This window comes from Bacillus cereus group sp. BfR-BA-01311 (assembly GCF_022664295.1).
Classification (GTDB): domain Bacteria; phylum Bacillota; class Bacilli; order Bacillales; family Bacillaceae_G; genus Bacillus_A; species Bacillus_A cereus.
On record NZ_JAKUHC010000001.1, the window covers coordinates 26,292 to 43,408 of the forward strand.

A 17,117-nucleotide genomic window follows, 5' to 3' on the forward strand; every position below is an offset into this window, starting at 1 on the left:
GGAAATTATTTTTGTAAATAGATTAAGAAGAGGCTTATTTATTATGAAAAAGACGGTTTGTAGGTGGTGAAAGTGTGAAGAATCGTGATAATAATCGGAAGCAAAATTCGTTAAGCTCTAATTTTAGAATTCCACCAGAACTTATTGGGCCTACTTTCCCACCTGTTCCAACTGGATTTACAGGTATAGGGATTACTGGTCCAACCGGTCCACAAGGCCCAACAGGACCTCAAGGACCAAGAGGATTACAAGGTCCGATGGGGGAGATGGGCCCGACAGGACTTCAAGGTGTGCAAGGGATACAAGGATCAGTTGGTCCAATAGGTGCAACTGGACCAGAAGGACAGCAGGGGCCACAAGGATTGAGAGGACCACAAGGAGAAACTGGAGCGACAGGACCGGGGGGTGTGCAAGGGCTACAAGGTCCGATTGGTCCAACGGGAGCGACTGGGGCACAAGGTATACAAGGGATACAGGGATTACAGGGGCCAATTGGAGCGACGGGACCTGAGGGATCTCAAGGAATTCAAGGCGTCCAAGGGTTACCGGGTGCAACTGGTCCACAAGGAATACAAGGAGCACAAGGGATACAAGGAACACCAGGACCGAGTGGAAATACAGGTGCAACCGGAGCGACTGGAGCAACTGGTCAGGGGATAACAGGCCCGACTGGAATAACAGGTCCAACTGGAATAACTGGACCATCTGGAGGACCTCCTGGTCCGACGGGGCCGACTGGTGCGACAGGTCCAGGTGGTGGACCGAGTGGAAGTACAGGTGCGACTGGAGCAACGGGGAATACTGGGGCTACAGGAAGTACAGGGGGAACAGGACCGAGTGGAAGTACAGGTCCGACTGGAAGTACGGGAGCACAGGGCTTGCAAGGAATCCAAGGGATTCAAGGACCAATTGGGCCAACAGGTCCAGAAGGTTCGCAGGGTATTCAAGGTATTCCTGGTCCGACGGGAGTAACTGGTGAACAAGGAATACAAGGAGTTCAAGGTATTCAAGGGGCAACGGGAGCAACAGGAGATCAAGGTCCACAAGGTATACAGGGGGTTATAGGGCCACAAGGGGTAACAGGGGCCACAGGAGATCAAGGTCCACAAGGTATACAAGGAGTACCAGGGCCATCAGGAGAAACAGGGCCACAGGGAGTTCAAGGGATACAAGGTCCGATGGGTGATATAGGACCAACAGGTCCAGAAGGCCCAGAGGGACTGCAGGGCCCGCAAGGAATACAAGGTGTGCCAGGGCCAGTTGGAGCGACGGGTCCAGAGGGTCCACAGGGGATACAAGGCATTCAAGGACCGGTAGGAGCAACAGGCCCACAAGGCCCACAAGGAATTCAGGGAATACAAGGTGTGCAAGGGATAACGGGAGCAACAGGAGTACAAGGAGCAACTGGAATTCAAGGGATACAAGGGGAAATAGGAGCAACGGGTCCAGAGGGGCCACAAGGAGTGCAAGGTGCTCAAGGGGCGATTGGTCCAACCGGTCCGATGGGGCCACAAGGAGTGCAAGGAGTACAAGGAATTCAAGGAGCGACGGGTGCACAAGGAGTGCAAGGTCCACAAGGAATTCAAGGAATCCAAGGTCCGACGGGGGCAACAGGAGATATGGGAGCAACTGGGGCGACAGGGGAAGGCACTACAGGCCCAACAGGAGTAACTGGTCCAACAGGGGTAACAGGCCCGTCTGGAGGACCAGCAGGACCGACCGGCCCAACGGGGCCATCAGGTCCGGCGGGAGTAACTGGTCCATCTGGTGGACCACCTGGCCCGACAGGAGCAACCGGGGCGACAGGAGTAACAGGAGATACTGGGGCGACAGGCTCAACTGGAGTGACAGGAGCGACAGGAGAAACGGGAGCAACCGGAGTGACGGGTTTACAGGGTCCGCAAGGAATCCAAGGTGTGCAGGGAGAGATAGGTCCAACAGGGCCACAAGGTGTTCAAGGTCCCCAAGGAATTCAAGGAGTAACGGGGGCCACAGGAGATCAAGGTCCGCAAGGGATTCAAGGCCCACAAGGCGACATAGGTCCAACTGGCCCACAAGGAATTCAAGGCCCACAAGGTTCTCAAGGAATCCAAGGAGCGACAGGGGGAACAGGAGCACAAGGCCCACAGGGAATCCAAGGTCCGCAAGGTGACATAGGTCCGACTGGGTCACAAGGTCCAACTGGAATCCAAGGGATACAAGGAGAGATAGGTCCAACCGGCCCAGAAGGCCCAGAGGGACTGCAGGGCCCGCAAGGAATACAAGGTGTTCAAGGGCCAGTTGGAGCAACGGGTCCAGAGGGTCCTCAGGGAATACAAGGTATTCAAGGGGTGCAAGGAGCAACCGGCCCACAAGGTCCACAAGGAATACAGGGAATACAAGGTGTGCAAGGGATAACGGGAGCAACTGGAGCACAAGGAGCAACTGGAATTCAAGGGATACAAGGGGAAATAGGAGCAACCGGTCCAGAGGGGCCCCAAGGAGTGCAAGGAATACAAGGGGCGATTGGTCCAACAGGTCCGATGGGCGCACAAGGAGTGCAGGGAATACAAGGGATTCAAGGAGCAACAGGTGCACAAGGAGTGCAAGGACCACAAGGAATTCAAGGAGTGCAAGGTCCGACGGGAGCAACAGGAGATACGGGGGCAACCGGAGCGACGGGAGAAGGAACTACCGGTCCAACAGGAGTAACCGGTCCAACAGGGGTGACTGGCCCGTCAGGAGGACCAGCAGGACCGACCGGCCCAACGGGGCCATCAGGTCCGGCAGGAGTGACAGGTCCATCAGGTGGACCACCTGGCCCGACAGGAGCAACAGGTGCGACAGGAGTAACAGGAGATACCGGGGCGACAGGCTCAACTGGAGTGACAGGAGCAACAGGAGCAACCGGAGTGACGGGTTTACAGGGCCCGCAAGGAATCCAAGGTGTTCAAGGAGAGATAGGTCCAACCGGTCCACAGGGTATTCAAGGTCCCCAAGGAATCCAAGGAGTAACGGGGGCAACCGGAGCGCAAGGTCCCCAAGGAATTCAAGGTCCACAAGGCGACATAGGTCCAACCGGCTCCCAAGGAATTCAAGGTCCACAAGGTCCTCAAGGAATCCAAGGAGCGACAGGGGCAACCGGGGCACAAGGCCCACAGGGAATCCAAGGTCCGCAAGGAGAGATAGGTCCGACCGGCCCACAAGGCCCACAAGGAATTCAAGGCCCGCAAGGAATTCAAGGTCCAACGGGAGCTACAGGAGCAACTGGAGCGACAGGTCCACAAGGGATTCAAGGTCCCCAAGGAATTCAAGGCCCGCAAGGAATCCAAGGTCCAACGGGGGCTACAGGAGCAACCGGTTCACAAGGAATCCAAGGTCCAACTGGTCCAACCGGAGCTGGAGCAACCGGAGCCACAGGAGCGACCGGGGTGACCGGAGTCAGTACAACTGCAACGTATGCGTTTGCGAATAATACATCAGGAAGTGTTATTTCTGTTTTGTTAGGTGGCACGAATATTCCGTTACCAAACAATCAAAATATTGGACCAGGAATAACCGTTAGTGGTGGAAATACTGTATTTACAGTTGCGAATGCAGGAAACTATTATATAGCCTATACAATTAATTTAACGGCAGGATTACTTGTAAGTTCTCGTATAACTGTAAATGGCAGTCCGCTTGCGGGAACGATAAATGCCCCGACAGTGGCTACTGGTTCATTTAGTGCAACAATAATCGCTAACTTGCCTGCTGGAGCCGCTGTTAGCTTACAGTTATTTGGAGTAGTTGCAGTAGCTACATTATCTACAGCAACGCCAGGGGCTACCCTAACTATTATTAGATTAAGTTAATAAGCAGAAAACCTTGAAACTTTTATGTTTCAAGGTTTTTTTATCTTTGTATTTGTAAGTAAACCTCGTTAACCAGGGGAGTGGATCCCCTCTAATTATTTAAAGTTTCACATTATTCTCTTGAGCAAAAACATCGCAGTTCGAAAATATATTATAATAGAATGAAAAGAAAGAAATTTGGCAGAAAGGGAGGGTGGCGATGCAGGAGATGGTTAAAGATTTTTTTGGACGCCCACTTCAAGATTTACGTATATCTGTCATTGATCGTTGCAATTTTAGATGTACATATTGTATGCCAGCGGAAATATTTGGGTCAGATTATGCTTTTTTGAAAGATGAGTTTTTACTAACTTTTGATGAAATTGAGCGTTTGGCAAAATTATTTGTTAACATTGGTGTACGAAAAATTAGAATTACTGGCGGTGAGCCACTACTTCGTAAAGATTTAACAAAACTTATTGCACGTCTTGTGAAAATTGATGGGCTAATAGATATAGGGTTAACGACAAATGCCGTACATTTAACGAAACAAGCGAAGGCATTAAAAGAAGCTGGATTACATAGAGTGAATGTTAGTTTAGATGCAATAGATGACGACATATTTAAGAATATTAATGGTCGAAATATTAATACGAAACCGGTAATTAAGGGAATTATAGCAGCTAAAGAGGCGGGGCTGGAAGTAAAGGTAAATATGGTTGTGAAAAAAGGGATGAACGATCATCAAGTACTTCCGATGGCTGCGTATTTTAAAGAGCAAGGAATCACGCTTCGGTTTATTGAGTTTATGGATGTTGGTATTACAAATGGGTGGAATTTTGATCAAGTCGTTACAAAACGAGAATTGATTGAGATGATTCATAAGATGGATCCAATTGAGCCAGCTGAAGCGCATTACTTTGGTGAAGTTGCGAAGCGATATCGGTACGTTGGAACAAATGTTGAAGTTGGTTTTATTACATCTGTTTCTGAGTCATTTTGTGTCTCTTGTACGAGGGCGAGAATTTCGGCAGATGGAAAGTTTTATACGTGCTTATTTGCGACAGAGGGTTTGGATGTAAGAGAACTTCTTAGAGGAAATCTTTCTGATGAGGAGTTATTAAGTGTTATACAAGATGTATGGATGAATAGAAAAGATAGGTATTCGGATGAACGAACAGAAGAAAGTGCAAAAAATCGTCCGAAAATCGAAATGTCTTATATAGGAGGATAAGAAAGGGGGCTATCGCATGCAGGAGCGATATTCAAGACAAATATTATTTTCTGGTGTTGGAGAAGAAGGACAGAGAAAAATAAGAGAGAAGCATGTGCTTATTATTGGTGCTGGTGCTCTCGGTGCGGCAAATGCAGAAGCGATTGTTAGAGCAGGTGTTGGAAAAGTAACGATTGCTGACCGTGATTATGTAGAATGGAGTAATTTACAAAGACAACAACTATATACAGAAGAAGATGCAAAGCAGTATAAACCGAAGGCGATAGCGGCTGCAGAACATTTAAAAGCGATTAATTCTGAGGTGGAAATAAATCCGGTTGTGACGGATGTAACGGTGCAAGAAATGGAAGAATTAGTGAATGATGTAGATTTAATATTAGATGCGACAGATAATTTTGAAACGCGTCTTCTGATTAATGATATTTCACAAAAGTATAATATTCCGTGGATATATGGTGGGTGTGTCGGAAGCTACGGAGTAACGTATACAATTTTACCAGGGAAAACACCGTGTTTTCGCTGTTTAATGGAGCATCCAGCGAGCGGTGCAACATGTGACACAGCTGGTATTATACAACCGGCAGTACAATTAGTAGTTGCGCATCAAATTACGGAAGCGCTGAAAATATTAGTAGAAGACTTTGGTGCGCTTCGTGAAACGATGTTATCGTTTGATCTTTGGAATAATCAACAGATGGCATTTAAAGTGAATAGGCAGAAAAAAGATACTTGTTTATCTTGCGGAAGGTTACGTACATATCCGAGTTTAACATTTGAAGGACAAACGAAAACAGAAGTGTTATGTGGGCGGAATACAGTACAAATTCGCCCGGGTGTGCGGAAGAATTTTAATTTAGAAGAAATTAAAAAACGCTTACAAAGAAGCGTAGAGATAAAGGCGACACCTTATTTATTATCATTTCCGGTAGAAGAATATCGTTTTGTTTTATTTACAGATGGCAGGGCGTTCATTCATGGGACGAATGATATGAATGTAGCGAAAAGTTTATATGCAAGATATATAGGTTGAACCTAAAGGAAACCCTTTAGGCTCAACGGAGAGAGGATTATGAGTTTCTCGTATAATCTCCACTTTTTCCACCTGTTTTTTCAAGTAAGTACGTTTCACCGATAATCATACCTTTATCGACAGCTTTACACATATCATACACAGTAAGAGCGGTAGCGGAAGCAGCTGTTAAAGCTTCCATTTCAACACCGGTGCTACCTTCTGTTTTAACTTTTACTTCAATGAGTAAACGATATTGTTCTTCTGATTGTTTCCAATCGAAAGAAACGTCAACACCTTTTAATAATAAAGGGTGGCACATTGGGATAATATCAGAAGTACGTTTCGCGGCCATAATGCCTGCGATTTGCGCAACTGCTAATACGTCACCTTTCCCAATTTCATTGTGAGAGATTTTATCGTAAATTTCTTTCGTAACGACAATGCTAGAGCACGCAATTGCTGTTCGAACGGTTGCTTTTTTGTCGCTTATATCAACCATTTTTGCGCGTCCTTGGTCATTGAAATGTGTAAATGAAGACATGGAATTCCTCCTTGAAGTAATTTCTATTGAATATATAAAGTTTAATCGAGATAAAAAAAATTGCAAATATGAGGTGAGAAACGATGGTAGAAAAACGAATTCCAATTCAAGTTGCTGAGGCAGTAGAACGGGTAATGAAATATGCGAAGCATGGTGAAGTAGAAGAAATTTCTATTACGGAAAGTTACGGGAGAATTCTCGGGGAAGATGTTGTCTCAGATCATGACGTTCCTCATTTTGATCGTTCCCCTTACGATGGTTTCGCCATTCGAGCAGAAGATACGAAAGAAGCAACTCAAGAGAATCCAGTTGAATTTGAAGTAATAGGAGAAATCGGGGCGGGTTCCGTTTTTTTAGAGGAAGTAGGAGCTTTTGAAGCAATTCGCATTATGACAGGAGCAGCTATTCCAGAAGATTGCAATGCAGTCGTAATGCTAGAGCTGACAGAAGGGTTTGAGAAGAACGGGAAAACATATATGAAGTTAAAACGCCCTTTTAATAACGGTGACAATGTGTCGTTTAAAGGAGAAGATATAAAACAAAATCAAGTTCTCGTTAAGAAAGGTGTTGCAATTAATCCAGGTGTCGCGGCCTTACTAGCAACGTTTGGATATAGCACGGTGAAAGTTGTAAAACAGCCTGTTGTCGGTATTGTAACGACAGGAAGTGAATTATTAGAAGTACATGAGCCGTTAGAACCGGGGAAAATTAGAAATAGTAACTCGTATATGATCGCAGCTCAAATTATGAAAGCTGGCGGGAAAGTTCGTTATTATGGTCAACTCGCGGATGAGTTAGATGCATGTTTTACAGCTGTTCAATCAGCGATGGATGAGGTCGATATTTTAATTACAACAGGCGGTGTATCAGTAGGAGATTATGACTACTTACCAGCTATTTATGAAAGATTACAGGCAAATGTACTCTTTAATAAGATAGCCATGAGGCCCGGAAGTGTAACGACAGTAGCTGAAGTTGATGGAAAGTTACTCTTTGGTTTATCAGGAAATCCATCTGCTTGTTATGTAGGCTTTGAATTATTTGTGCATCCAATTATAAAAACGTATTTGTATGCGAAGGAACCTCACGTATATAGAGCGGATGCTATTTTACAAAAAGATTTTCCGAAGCCAAATCCATTTACTCGTTTCGTAAGAGCGAACGTAACAATTGTGGATGGGGCGTTACAAGCGATGCCGGTTGGTTTAGATAAATCGAGTGCGGTATCTTCACTTGCAGATGCGAATGCTTTTATCGTGTTACCCGGAGGAACGAGAGGATTTGAGACCGGAATGAAAGTATCCGTATTATTGTTAGAGCACTCTGAGGGATGTGAGTGGCCATGGGCGAAGCCCCTTCAATCTTACAAATAGTAGGGTATCAAAATAGCGGAAAAACGACACTTGTAGAGAAAATTGTGCATGCATTAGCCGAAAGCGAAATGAAAGTTGCTACAATTAAACATCACGGGCACGGAGGTTTTCCAGAAGTAGCGCAAAAAGATAGCGAAAGACATCGTAAAGCTGGTGCTGTCGTAAGTAGTGTAGAAGGTGCTGGATTACTTTCACTTTCTTCACTAAGAAAGAAATGGTCCTTGCAAGAAATTATTCGCTTATATGAGTTTTTTAAAGTGGATACAATTTTAATAGAGGGCTATAAAAAAGAGAACTACCCGAAAGTAGTGTTACTTCGTTCTGCGGAAGATGCTGAGCTTTTACATAAAGTAGAAAATATAGTGGCGGTTATTACGTGGTATGATGTCCCAGTAAATATACGAGAAGAATATAAAGTATTTCATATAACAGAAGAAGAGTTGTACATAGACTGGTTTTTACAAACGGTTAGGAGTGCGAAATGACAAATACATATTATGAAGTAATTGATACAGAAATCTCGATTGAAGAGGTAACGAAGAAAGTAATTCGACGTGAATGCGGTGCTGTTACAACATTTATTGGAACGGTTAGAGAGTTTACGAAAGGGCGTCGTACATTATACTTAGAATATGTCGCTTATAAAACGATGGCAGAAAAGATGCTAGAGAAAATTGGATTAGAAGTGAAAGAGAAATGGCCAGGTACACACGTTGCGATTACACATCGCATCGGTACGTTGCAAATTTCTGATATAGCGGTTGTTGTTGCTGTTTCAACACCACACCGTAAAGCGGCTTATGAAGCGAACGAATATATTATGGAACGCATAAAACAAATTGTTCCGATTTGGAAAAAGGAGTTTTGGGAAGATGGTGACTCATGGATTGGTGATCAATTAGAAAAAACACCATATCCGGCGGGAGAGCCTGGGAAGGAGCTATAAGTATGATTCGAGTATTGTTATTTGCGCACTTGCAAGAAGAAGCAGGGACAAGTGAATTACAAATAGAGAAAGAAAATATTACGGTTGCACAGTTAAAAGATGTTGTTGCGAACGAATATAATGTACCAGTTTCAGAGCCAATTATGGTTGCGATTAATGAAGAATATGCAAATGAAGATGACAGGGTCCAATCTGGTGATGTTGTTGCACTAATCCCACCAGTGAGCGGTGGTTAATATTGGATTCATTAAAACGACTTTCCTATATAGGGAAAGTCGTTTTTTTATGGCAGTTTTGAGAACACTAATCTATAGAACAAGGAGGGAATTATGAAAAAAATATGTGTAGTTATGACAATGCTATGTGCGTCTTTTTTCTCTTCTCCAAGTGATTCTTTCGCGAAAGAATCAAGAGAACAGCTTTTAGAGAGTGCATTATCAAATAGGTACTATTCAGTTATTAGACAAGTGACAGAAGATCAATATGAATGTGCTTCAGTCATAAATATAAAGCGTCTCGGCAAGAAAGATGAATTTGTTCCTAGGTATGAAGTGAAGCTACAATTTCTTACATTTCAAGGAGCGCATAATCCCCCGAACGATAAAGTTACGCTTACTTTGGAAGACCATTTAGATCACGTAAAGATAAAGAAAGTGGAGCGAGAAAAGAATGTTTCTGACGCTATTGCAGAAAAAGTTTGTGAACGGGAAAAAGAAAAAATAAAAGCTCACTCTAATGACTTAGAGTGATAACCTATGCATTTAGTAAAGAAAGGTAATGAGTGATGGATATATTTTTAGCGATTTTACCAGCTATATTTTGGGGAAGTATTGTGCTATTTAACGTAAAACTGGGCGGGGGACCGTATAGTCAAACGCTCGGAACAACGTTTGGAGCACTTATTTTCTCAATTGTTGTTTATATTTTTATGAAGCCAGTATTAACACCTACCGTTATCGGAGTTGGAGTTGTGTCAGGTTTATTTTGGGCGCTTGGTCAGGCAAATCAATTGAAAAGTATTGATTTAATGGGTGTTTCGAGGACGATGCCAATTTCAACAGGACTTCAATTAGTCGCGACGACTTTATTTGGCGTTATCGTATTTCATGAATGGTCCACGACAATATCGGTCGTCCTTGGGATTTTAGCGCTCGTTTGTATTATTATCGGTGTTATTTTAACATCGCTTCAAAGTGAAGAAGAAAAGAATGCAGAGCAAGCAGCAAACTTTAAAAGAGGTATCGTAATTTTATTAATTTCAACAGTCGGCTATTTAGTTTACGTAGTAGTGATTAGACTATTTAACGTAGATGGTTGGTCAGCTTTGTTGCCACAAGCAGTTGGTATGGTGTTAGGTGGGATTTTGCTTACCTTTAAACATCATCCATTTAATAAATATGCAATCCGAAATATTATTCCAGGATTAATTTGGGCAGCTGGAAATATGTTTTTATTCATTTCGCAGCCGCGTGTTGGAGTCGCAACAAGTTTCTCGCTATCGCAAATGGGAATTATTATTTCCACGCTTGGTGGGATCCTTATATTAGGTGAAAAGAAAACGAAACGTCAATTAACGGGTATCGTTGTCGGTATTGTTTTTATTATCGCAGCCGGAATTATGTTAGGTATAGCCAAAAGTTAAAGGAGGTATGGAAATGTATAGTGATTTAGCAGGGAAAGTTGTCGTTATTACAGGATCAGCAACTGGTCTTGGAAGAGCGATGGGAGTGAGGTTTGCTAAGGAAAAAGCGAAAGTGGTTATTAATTATCGCTCACGAGAATCAGAAGCGAATGATGTGTTAGAAGAAATTAAAAAGGTAGGCGGCGAAGCGATTGCTGTAAAAGGTGATGTAACCGTCGAATCAGATGTTGTGAATCTCATTCAATCTGCTGTGAAAGAGTTTGGTACGCTTGACGTTATGATTAATAATGCAGGGATAGAAAACGCGGTACCGTCGCATGAAATGCCGCTTGAAGATTGGAATAGGGTAATTAATACAAATTTAACAGGTGCTTTTTTAGGAAGTCGTGAAGCGATTAAATATTTTGTAGAACATGATATTAAAGGTTCTGTCATTAATATGTCTAGTGTTCATGAGAAAATTCCGTGGCCACTATTTGTGCACTATGCAGCGAGTAAGGGTGGTATTAAACTGATGACAGAAACGTTAGCGCTAGAATATGCGCCAAAAGGTATTCGAGTAAATAATATTGGACCAGGTGCAATTAATACGCCGATTAATGCAGAAAAGTTTGCTGATCCTAAAAAACGTGCTGACGTAGAAAGTATGATACCGATGGGCTATATTGGAAATCCTGAAGAAATTGCAGCAGTAGCAACTTGGCTCGCTTCTTCAGAGGCGAGTTATGTAACGGGCATTACGCTATTTGCAGATGGTGGAATGACGTTATATCCATCGTTTCAAGCTGGGCGTGGGTAATATAAAAGGACGAAGAGATAAAACTCTTCGTCCTTTTTTTACAAAAAAAAATAGCGGCCAGCTATTTTAAATTTAGTGATTAATTGTATCTTGAAGAAATTCTGTTGCTTGATGTTCAGAAACATTTTGTACGAGTGCAACTTCACTGATCATCATTTTTCGGGCGTTATCTAGCATTTGTTTTTCACTCGCATTTAAAGTTCTCTCTTTATTGCGGCGAAGTAAATCCCGAACAACTTCTGCGCTATCTTGTAAATTGCCGTTTTTCATTTTTTCCATATTCATTGTATATCTTTGTTTCCATGAGAGTGATGTGTCTGACTCCCCGTTTTGAAATTCAAGAAGTATATCATCTAACGTACCTCGATCAACGATATAACGAATACCTGATTTTTTTAATTGATCCATCGGAAGCATTACTTGCATATCTTTACTAATGATGCGTATCACACAATATTGACGTGAAGTACCTAATATTTCTTTCTCTTCAATTGCTTCGATGATTCCTGCACCGTGCATTGGATAAACGATTTTATCACCAATTTGAAACAAATCATCCACCTCCATATGTGGTAACCACTTTTAATGATAGCATACGTATGTAAAAGTGTCAAATTTTATATAATAACATAATATTTATATTCGAGTCAATAAGATAAAGTGCTTTTTTATGTTTTTTTTGGGGGACCTTATTTATCGTGATTTTTTTAGAAAAATAGTACAGGTGAAGAAAGAAGGCATATCCACTTATTTTTAAGCATAAAATGTAAAAGCGCTAATACAATATACCTAAATCCGTTCTTTGCAAAGGAGGGAGAGAAGGTGGGGCGCACAATAAAAATTGATATTACAAATAAAGTTGTAGCTAAATTTAGACAAAATTATTTGGAATTATATACGAGTAAATTTATGATAGGTAAGTTTTATGTCTATACTGAAGATAAAGAATATGTGTTAGAAGACGGATATATATATGAGAATGGAAAGTTTTATCGCATCATAGATACGCACCGTGGCAATAATCAAGCGGCCGAGGGCTGCGATCTAGGACGGTGTTAACATGATTCGTGTGAAAGTATTTGATGAAAGTCACGAAAAAGACTTAGAAGACGCTGTGAATGTGTTTTTGAAAAAGATTGATGATAGCAACTTTGTAGATATTAAGTATCAAGTTGGTGTTTCTATTAACGACGATGAAAACCAAATTTATTGTTTTTCAGCAATGATCGTTTATAAAGCATAAAAAAGAGCTGGCTCACCCAGCTCTTTTTTATGTTTTATGTTGGGACAACATGTGTCGGTAATACGTTCATAATAGATTGGGTTGTGCCTAATTTCTTTGTCGTTAAAAGAGGCTCCCCTGTTTCATGGTTTTGGGCATCTTTACACATACCAAGGTGATAACGATCACCTAAAAATGGATCAATATAAAAACCGTTTTTGAATACTTTATCATTTGGATGTTTTTCATGGTGAATATCAGAGCAGTTAATGCAATAGAACATAGCGTTCAACCCCTTTTTATTTTGTTTGAAAAAAGTGAGTCGGTAGTCATTTCGCTCCTAAGGAAATGTTGAGGAGAAGAGAAATAACTACCTACTCAAATGGTGGGCATATTCCTTCTGATTTGTCATATCTCGCGTATTGTCCCTGAGGGAAGGAGGAGAGACGAAGTACGCATGATATAAGTAAGGCGCTTCTTTCAATATGAATGATGGAGTTTCATGTTGAGAGAAGTTTTTATTTTGTATTGCCTTTGTGAGTATATTATGAGGAAATGCTAAGAGGGTGTTTGTCCTGTTGAAAAAATGTTGAGAATTTCTCAACAGTAAAAGAATTAGCGTTGACATGAAACTAAAAGGTGTTATATTATCAAAGTATAACCAAAAGGTGTTATGTTGTAACGCCGAGTAAAGGAGAATGAAAATGGAACAACAAAATACATTAAATGATATTAAACAAACAATCGTTTTTAACGCGTCTATTCAAAAGGTATGGAGTGTAGTATCAACTGCAGAAGGGATTGCGTCATGGTTTATGCCAAATGATTTTGTATTAGAGGTAGGACATGAATTTCATGTGCAATCACCATTTGGGCCATCACCATGTAAAGTATTAGAAATTGATGAACCAAACCATTTATCTTTCTCATGGGATACAGATGGCTGGGTTGTTTCATTTGATTTGAAAGACTTAGGAGATAACAAAACAGAATTTACGTTAATTCACGGCGGCTGGAAACATCCTGATGAAATTCTTCCGAAAGCAAATGCGAAGAGCTCTATTATTCGCGATAGAATGAGCGGTGGCTGGGTAGCGATTGTAAATGAAAAACTGAAAAAGGTTGTCGAAGGCTAAGTGTCCTCGTCAGCAGCGAAATATGATGTATTTCAAGCAATTGCTGATCCAACCCGCCGAGAAGTAATACGGTTATTAAGTGACAAAGAGTTACCGATTTCCAAAATAACGGATCATTTTCCGATGAGTCGTACTGCGGTTGTAAAGCACCTTCATATTCTTTCAGAAGCGAATTTAGTAAGTGGAAGAAAAAGCGGAAGAGAGAAGATATATCGTTTGCATCCAGAACCATTAGAAGAATTACAACAATGGCTCTCGTATTATGAACGTTTTTGGGATAATAAATTATCCATGCTGAAACATATTGTGGAGAATGAAGAATAAAAAGGATGACCAAAATGGTCATCCTTTTATTGTTGCTCACTTGTTTGTGTAGCTGGCTTTAATAAGAGCCAAGCGATAATTAATGTAAATACTGCTAATACGAAAGTGCTCATATAAATGACGTGTACGCTTGATGCTAATGCAGATTGCGATTCGGTTACTACGTTTGCTGTAGTATCGCCGTGTCCGCCAGATACAAGATCAAGGTTTTTAATACCACGTGCGTGAATCATCGTATTGAAGATTGTACCGAATATTGCAGCACCTAACGTTTGACTAAATGTATTAATAAATGTGTTTAAACCAACAGCTGTTCCGCGTGTATGAGCTGGTACAGCTGCTTGAATTGTTACCATGTAAATCGGTGTCACAAGCCCCATTCCTAAGCCGAATAATCCGACTGCTACATAAATAAGGAACGATGGTGAATTTGTTGATAGTGTAAATAATAAGAACGTAGCGACTGATAAAATGCTAGCTCCAAGTAAAATGATTTGTTTCGTTTTTAATTTGCCTACTAAGTTACCAGAGAAAATAGCGCCAAATGTCCACATAACAGGAATTGGCATTAAAATAAGTCCAGCTTCTGTAGCGTTTTTCCCTAATACACCTTGGCTCCAAATTGGAAGGTACATTGTAATACTAATAATCATTGCGCCAGCAATAAGAGTTAATATATTTATCGTAGATAATGTACGGTTAGAGAAAAGTGCTAGCGGAATTAATGGTTCCGGAGATTTCTTCTCGATGAATAAGAAAATAATAAATGAAATAGCGGCAAAGATTAATAGGCCGATAATTGTCATGTCTCCCCAGTTTTGCTTACTGCTACCTGTTAATAATGCATATAGTAGAGCGATTGTACTTAATGAGAAGACTGTTGCACCAAGATAATCGATATGATGCTTAGCAGGTTTAATAGATTCTTTGTAGTAAATTGCAATCATTAAGCAAGCGATAATTCCGAATGGAACGTTTAGGAAGAAAATATAACGCCAAGAAAGGGAATCAACTAAAAATCCACCTACTAACGGTCCGATAACACCGGATACACCCCAAACGGCACTCATCCAACCTTGTGCTTTCGCGCGGTCTTTCGCTTCGCTATATAAGTCTCCAATAATCGTCATTGTGATTGGCATAACAGCACCAGCACCGATACCTTGAAGCGCGCGGAAGAAGATTAATTGTTCCATCGATGTAACGACTCCGCAAAGTGCAGAACCGACTAAAAAGATTGTAGCTCCGATCAGTAAAACTTTTTTACGGCCAAATAAATCAGCGAGCTTTCCGTATATTGGAGTCGAAACAGCTGTTGCAAGCATATAAATTGCATATACCCAACTAACAAGTTCGACGCCTGACAAATCACTCGTTATACGAGGGATTGCTGTACTAACAATCGTTCCTTCTACCGCAGAAAGAAACGTCATTAACATTAAAGACATCATGACTTTTTTTCTCATTTGTTTTCCCCTTACCCTTTTTTAAATATTCAACAATATAAAATATAAAGGTACTAAGGTATATAAAGCAACAAAAAAGCAATGGGAAGTTAAGTGGAGCCTATATTTGTCGTTTCTTGTCGGTAAGTCGATATATTTGGGAAATCGCCGATATAAGTTGCAGAATCGCTGATAAATTTGGAAAATAGCCGATATAAGTTGCGGAATCGCTCATATAATTTCATGTACCTATAAAAAAAGAAACAGGAATCCCTGTTTCTTTTTTTAATACTGCATTTTCGCGTTTTCTCCAGCTGTCGTTCCGGCAATTCTACCAGTAACAAGGGCTGATGTAATATTATAGCCACCAGTATAACCATGAATATCAAGAACTTCTCCGCAGAAATATAAGCCGTTCGTAAATTTAGAAGACATTTCTTTCGGATTAATTTCTTTCACGGATACACCTCCGCCAGTAACGAATGCTTTTTCAATTGACTGCGTACCATTTACATTCACAGTAAACTCTTTAAAGTCTTTCACAAGTGCACGAATCTTTTCGTGAGAAACTTGTCCAGCTTGTTCGCTGCCGTCAATTTCATTTTTTTCTAATAAGAATAGGAAGTAACGTTCAGGAACATAACCTTTTAAAACGTTTTTAATTCCTTTTTTCGGATCTTCTTTCATTTGTTTCAGCATGCGCTGAAATAGTTGTTCACTATTTTCCTCTGGCAATGCATCAATACTCATTTGTATTGTATTCGTTTTAAACTTTTTCAGTGCTTTCACGACGAATTGGCTACAGCGAAGAGCAGCAGGTCCAGATAGGCCGAAATGAGTGAAGAGCATGTCCATTTTGTGAGAAATGATAGCTTTTCCTTTCGGGTTTAATACACTTAAGTTTATATCACGTAAAGCAAGACCTTGTAATGAGCGGTCACGTATAAACGGCTCGTTTGAAAGGATAGGTACTTCTGTTGGGAATAATTCTGTGATTGTATGACCCGCTTTTTCAGCCCAAGCATATCCGTCTCCAGTAGATCCAGTTTGAGGAACTGATTTTCCGCCCACAGCGATAACGACGTGATTTGTTTCTAACACTTCGCCTGTTTGCAGTATAACTGCTTTTGTTTGACCATTTTCATATTCAATTGTTTCAACAGGCGTATTTGTACGAATTTTTACACCTAAGTCTTTTAATCGTGTTAAAAGTGCGTCTACAACAGATTGTGCTTTGTTTGACACAGGGAACATGCGACCGTGGTCTTCTTCTTTCAATTTAACACCGAGATTTTCGAAGAATGTAATAATATCTTCATTATTAAAAATAGAAAAAGCGCTGTATAAGAAGCGACCGTTTCCTGGTATATGTTTAACAATTTCATCAAGTGGTAGACGGTTCGTTACGTTACAGCGTCCGCCACCAGAAATTGCAAGTTTACGCCCAAGTTTATTTCCTTTATCAAGAAGTAAGACATTTGCGCCTTCTTCTGCAGCACCAATTGCAGCCATTAGCCCAGAAGGACCGCCGCCGATGACAATAACATCATAATGCATAATATATCGACCTCATTTTCTACATTTCCTGCCTAAAAGAATAGCATGTTTTCCCTTAAAAGAAAAATAGAGTG

19 protein-coding genes are annotated in these 17,117 nt (G+C 41.3%); 14 read left to right on the plus strand and 5 right to left on the minus strand.

The features are described 5' to 3' along the window. Positions 1-74 precede the first annotated feature (74 nt). From MR136_RS00140 to MR136_RS00150, 3 genes are all read left to right on the plus strand, one after another. Positions 75-3,833 carry a BclA-related collagen-like exosporium protein gene (locus tag MR136_RS00140; protein ID WP_242259210.1) on the plus strand — a complete coding sequence of 1,253 codons (3,759 nt, stop codon included), beginning with the start codon at positions 75-77 and terminating at the stop codon, positions 3,831-3,833. A gap of 199 nt (positions 3,834-4,032) precedes the next feature. Then, positions 4,033-5,046, plus strand: a complete 1,014-nt coding sequence (moaA, locus tag MR136_RS00145) for a GTP 3',8-cyclase MoaA (protein ID WP_017674325.1) — start codon at positions 4,033-4,035, stop codon at positions 5,044-5,046. Between the two features lie 16 nt (positions 5,047-5,062). Continuing rightward, positions 5,063-6,076 (plus strand): molybdopterin-synthase adenylyltransferase MoeB, encoded by a 1,014-nt coding sequence (locus MR136_RS00150; protein ID WP_001158098.1) that lies wholly within the window; start codon positions 5,063-5,065, stop codon positions 6,074-6,076. A 37-nt stretch (positions 6,077-6,113) separates the two neighbouring features. Here the strand turns inward: MR136_RS00150 and moaC are convergent, their stop codons facing one another. Next, positions 6,114-6,599, minus strand: coding sequence for a cyclic pyranopterin monophosphate synthase MoaC (gene moaC / locus MR136_RS00155; protein ID WP_000094146.1), 486 nt, complete (start codon positions 6,597-6,599; stop codon positions 6,114-6,116). A gap of 83 nt (positions 6,600-6,682) precedes the next feature. On the opposite strand from moaC, the gene moeA reads away from it, so the two are divergent. The 7 genes from moeA (at position 6,683) to MR136_RS00190 (ending at position 11,359) form a co-directional block, all read left to right on the plus strand. Then, on the plus strand, positions 6,683-7,972 hold the full coding sequence (gene moeA / locus MR136_RS00160) for a molybdopterin molybdotransferase MoeA (RefSeq protein ID WP_000229690.1): 1,290 nt from the start codon (positions 6,683-6,685) through the stop codon (positions 7,970-7,972). Beyond that, complete coding sequence (mobB, locus tag MR136_RS00165) at positions 7,942-8,457, plus strand: molybdopterin-guanine dinucleotide biosynthesis protein B (RefSeq protein ID WP_000503325.1); 516 nt, start codon at positions 7,942-7,944, stop codon at positions 8,455-8,457. Before moeA ends, mobB begins: the two co-directional genes overlap by 31 nt. Next, the gene (gene moaE / locus MR136_RS00170) at positions 8,454-8,918 is read left to right on the plus strand and encodes a molybdopterin synthase catalytic subunit MoaE (RefSeq protein WP_000185942.1); all 465 of its coding nucleotides are present in this window, start codon (positions 8,454-8,456) and stop codon (positions 8,916-8,918) included. Before mobB ends, moaE begins: the two co-directional genes overlap by 4 nt. 2 nt (positions 8,919-8,920) lie before the next feature. After that, a complete protein-coding gene (moaD, locus tag MR136_RS00175; protein WP_000621778.1) occupies positions 8,921-9,154 on the plus strand; it encodes a molybdopterin converting factor subunit 1 in 234 nt (77 codons plus the stop codon). A gap of 93 nt (positions 9,155-9,247) precedes the next feature. After that, positions 9,248-9,667 carry a DUF3888 domain-containing protein gene (locus tag MR136_RS00180; RefSeq protein WP_000717684.1) on the plus strand — a complete coding sequence of 140 codons (420 nt, stop codon included), beginning with the start codon at positions 9,248-9,250 and terminating at the stop codon, positions 9,665-9,667. A gap of 35 nt (positions 9,668-9,702) precedes the next feature. Next, a complete protein-coding gene (gene glcU / locus MR136_RS00185; RefSeq protein WP_000350861.1) occupies positions 9,703-10,560 on the plus strand; it encodes a glucose uptake protein GlcU in 858 nt (285 codons plus the stop codon). Between the two features lie 13 nt (positions 10,561-10,573). Continuing rightward, a complete protein-coding gene (locus MR136_RS00190; protein WP_000286674.1) occupies positions 10,574-11,359 on the plus strand; it encodes a glucose 1-dehydrogenase in 786 nt (261 codons plus the stop codon). Positions 11,360-11,431: 72 nt separating this feature from the next. Here MR136_RS00190 and MR136_RS00195 read toward each other — a convergent pair whose 3' ends face one another. Next, complete coding sequence (locus tag MR136_RS00195) at positions 11,432-11,926, minus strand: CarD family transcriptional regulator (RefSeq protein WP_000451445.1); 495 nt, start codon at positions 11,924-11,926, stop codon at positions 11,432-11,434. Between the two features lie 255 nt (positions 11,927-12,181). Between MR136_RS00195 and MR136_RS00200 the strand changes: the two genes are divergently transcribed. Next, complete coding sequence (locus tag MR136_RS00200; RefSeq protein ID WP_000533806.1) at positions 12,182-12,418, plus strand: DUF2553 family protein; 237 nt, start codon at positions 12,182-12,184, stop codon at positions 12,416-12,418. A 1-nt stretch (position 12,419) separates the two neighbouring features. Continuing rightward, positions 12,420-12,602: a sporulation protein Cse60 gene (locus MR136_RS00205; RefSeq protein WP_000621751.1), complete on the plus strand. Its 183-nt coding sequence runs from the start codon at positions 12,420-12,422 to the stop codon at positions 12,600-12,602. Positions 12,603-12,636: 34 nt separating this feature from the next. Here MR136_RS00205 and MR136_RS00210 read toward each other — a convergent pair whose 3' ends face one another. Beyond that, positions 12,637-12,864, minus strand: coding sequence for a DUF3973 domain-containing protein (locus tag MR136_RS00210; protein ID WP_000498989.1), 228 nt, complete (start codon positions 12,862-12,864; stop codon positions 12,637-12,639). Positions 12,865-13,285: 421 nt separating this feature from the next. Between MR136_RS00210 and MR136_RS00215 the strand changes: the two genes are divergently transcribed. Then, complete coding sequence (locus MR136_RS00215; RefSeq protein ID WP_000437765.1) at positions 13,286-13,717, plus strand: SRPBCC family protein; 432 nt, start codon at positions 13,286-13,288, stop codon at positions 13,715-13,717. Then, positions 13,718-14,041, plus strand: coding sequence for an ArsR/SmtB family transcription factor (locus MR136_RS00220; RefSeq protein WP_000098837.1), 324 nt, complete (start codon positions 13,718-13,720; stop codon positions 14,039-14,041). Positions 14,042-14,067: 26 nt separating this feature from the next. Here MR136_RS00220 and MR136_RS00225 read toward each other — a convergent pair whose 3' ends face one another. After that, positions 14,068-15,507: an MDR family MFS transporter gene (locus tag MR136_RS00225; RefSeq protein ID WP_242259211.1), complete on the minus strand. Its 1,440-nt coding sequence runs from the start codon at positions 15,505-15,507 to the stop codon at positions 14,068-14,070. Positions 15,508-15,771: 264 nt separating this feature from the next. Beyond that, complete coding sequence (locus MR136_RS00230; protein WP_000558859.1) at positions 15,772-17,043, minus strand: BaiN/RdsA family NAD(P)/FAD-dependent oxidoreductase; 1,272 nt, start codon at positions 17,041-17,043, stop codon at positions 15,772-15,774. Between the last annotated feature and the right edge of the window lie 74 nt (positions 17,044-17,117).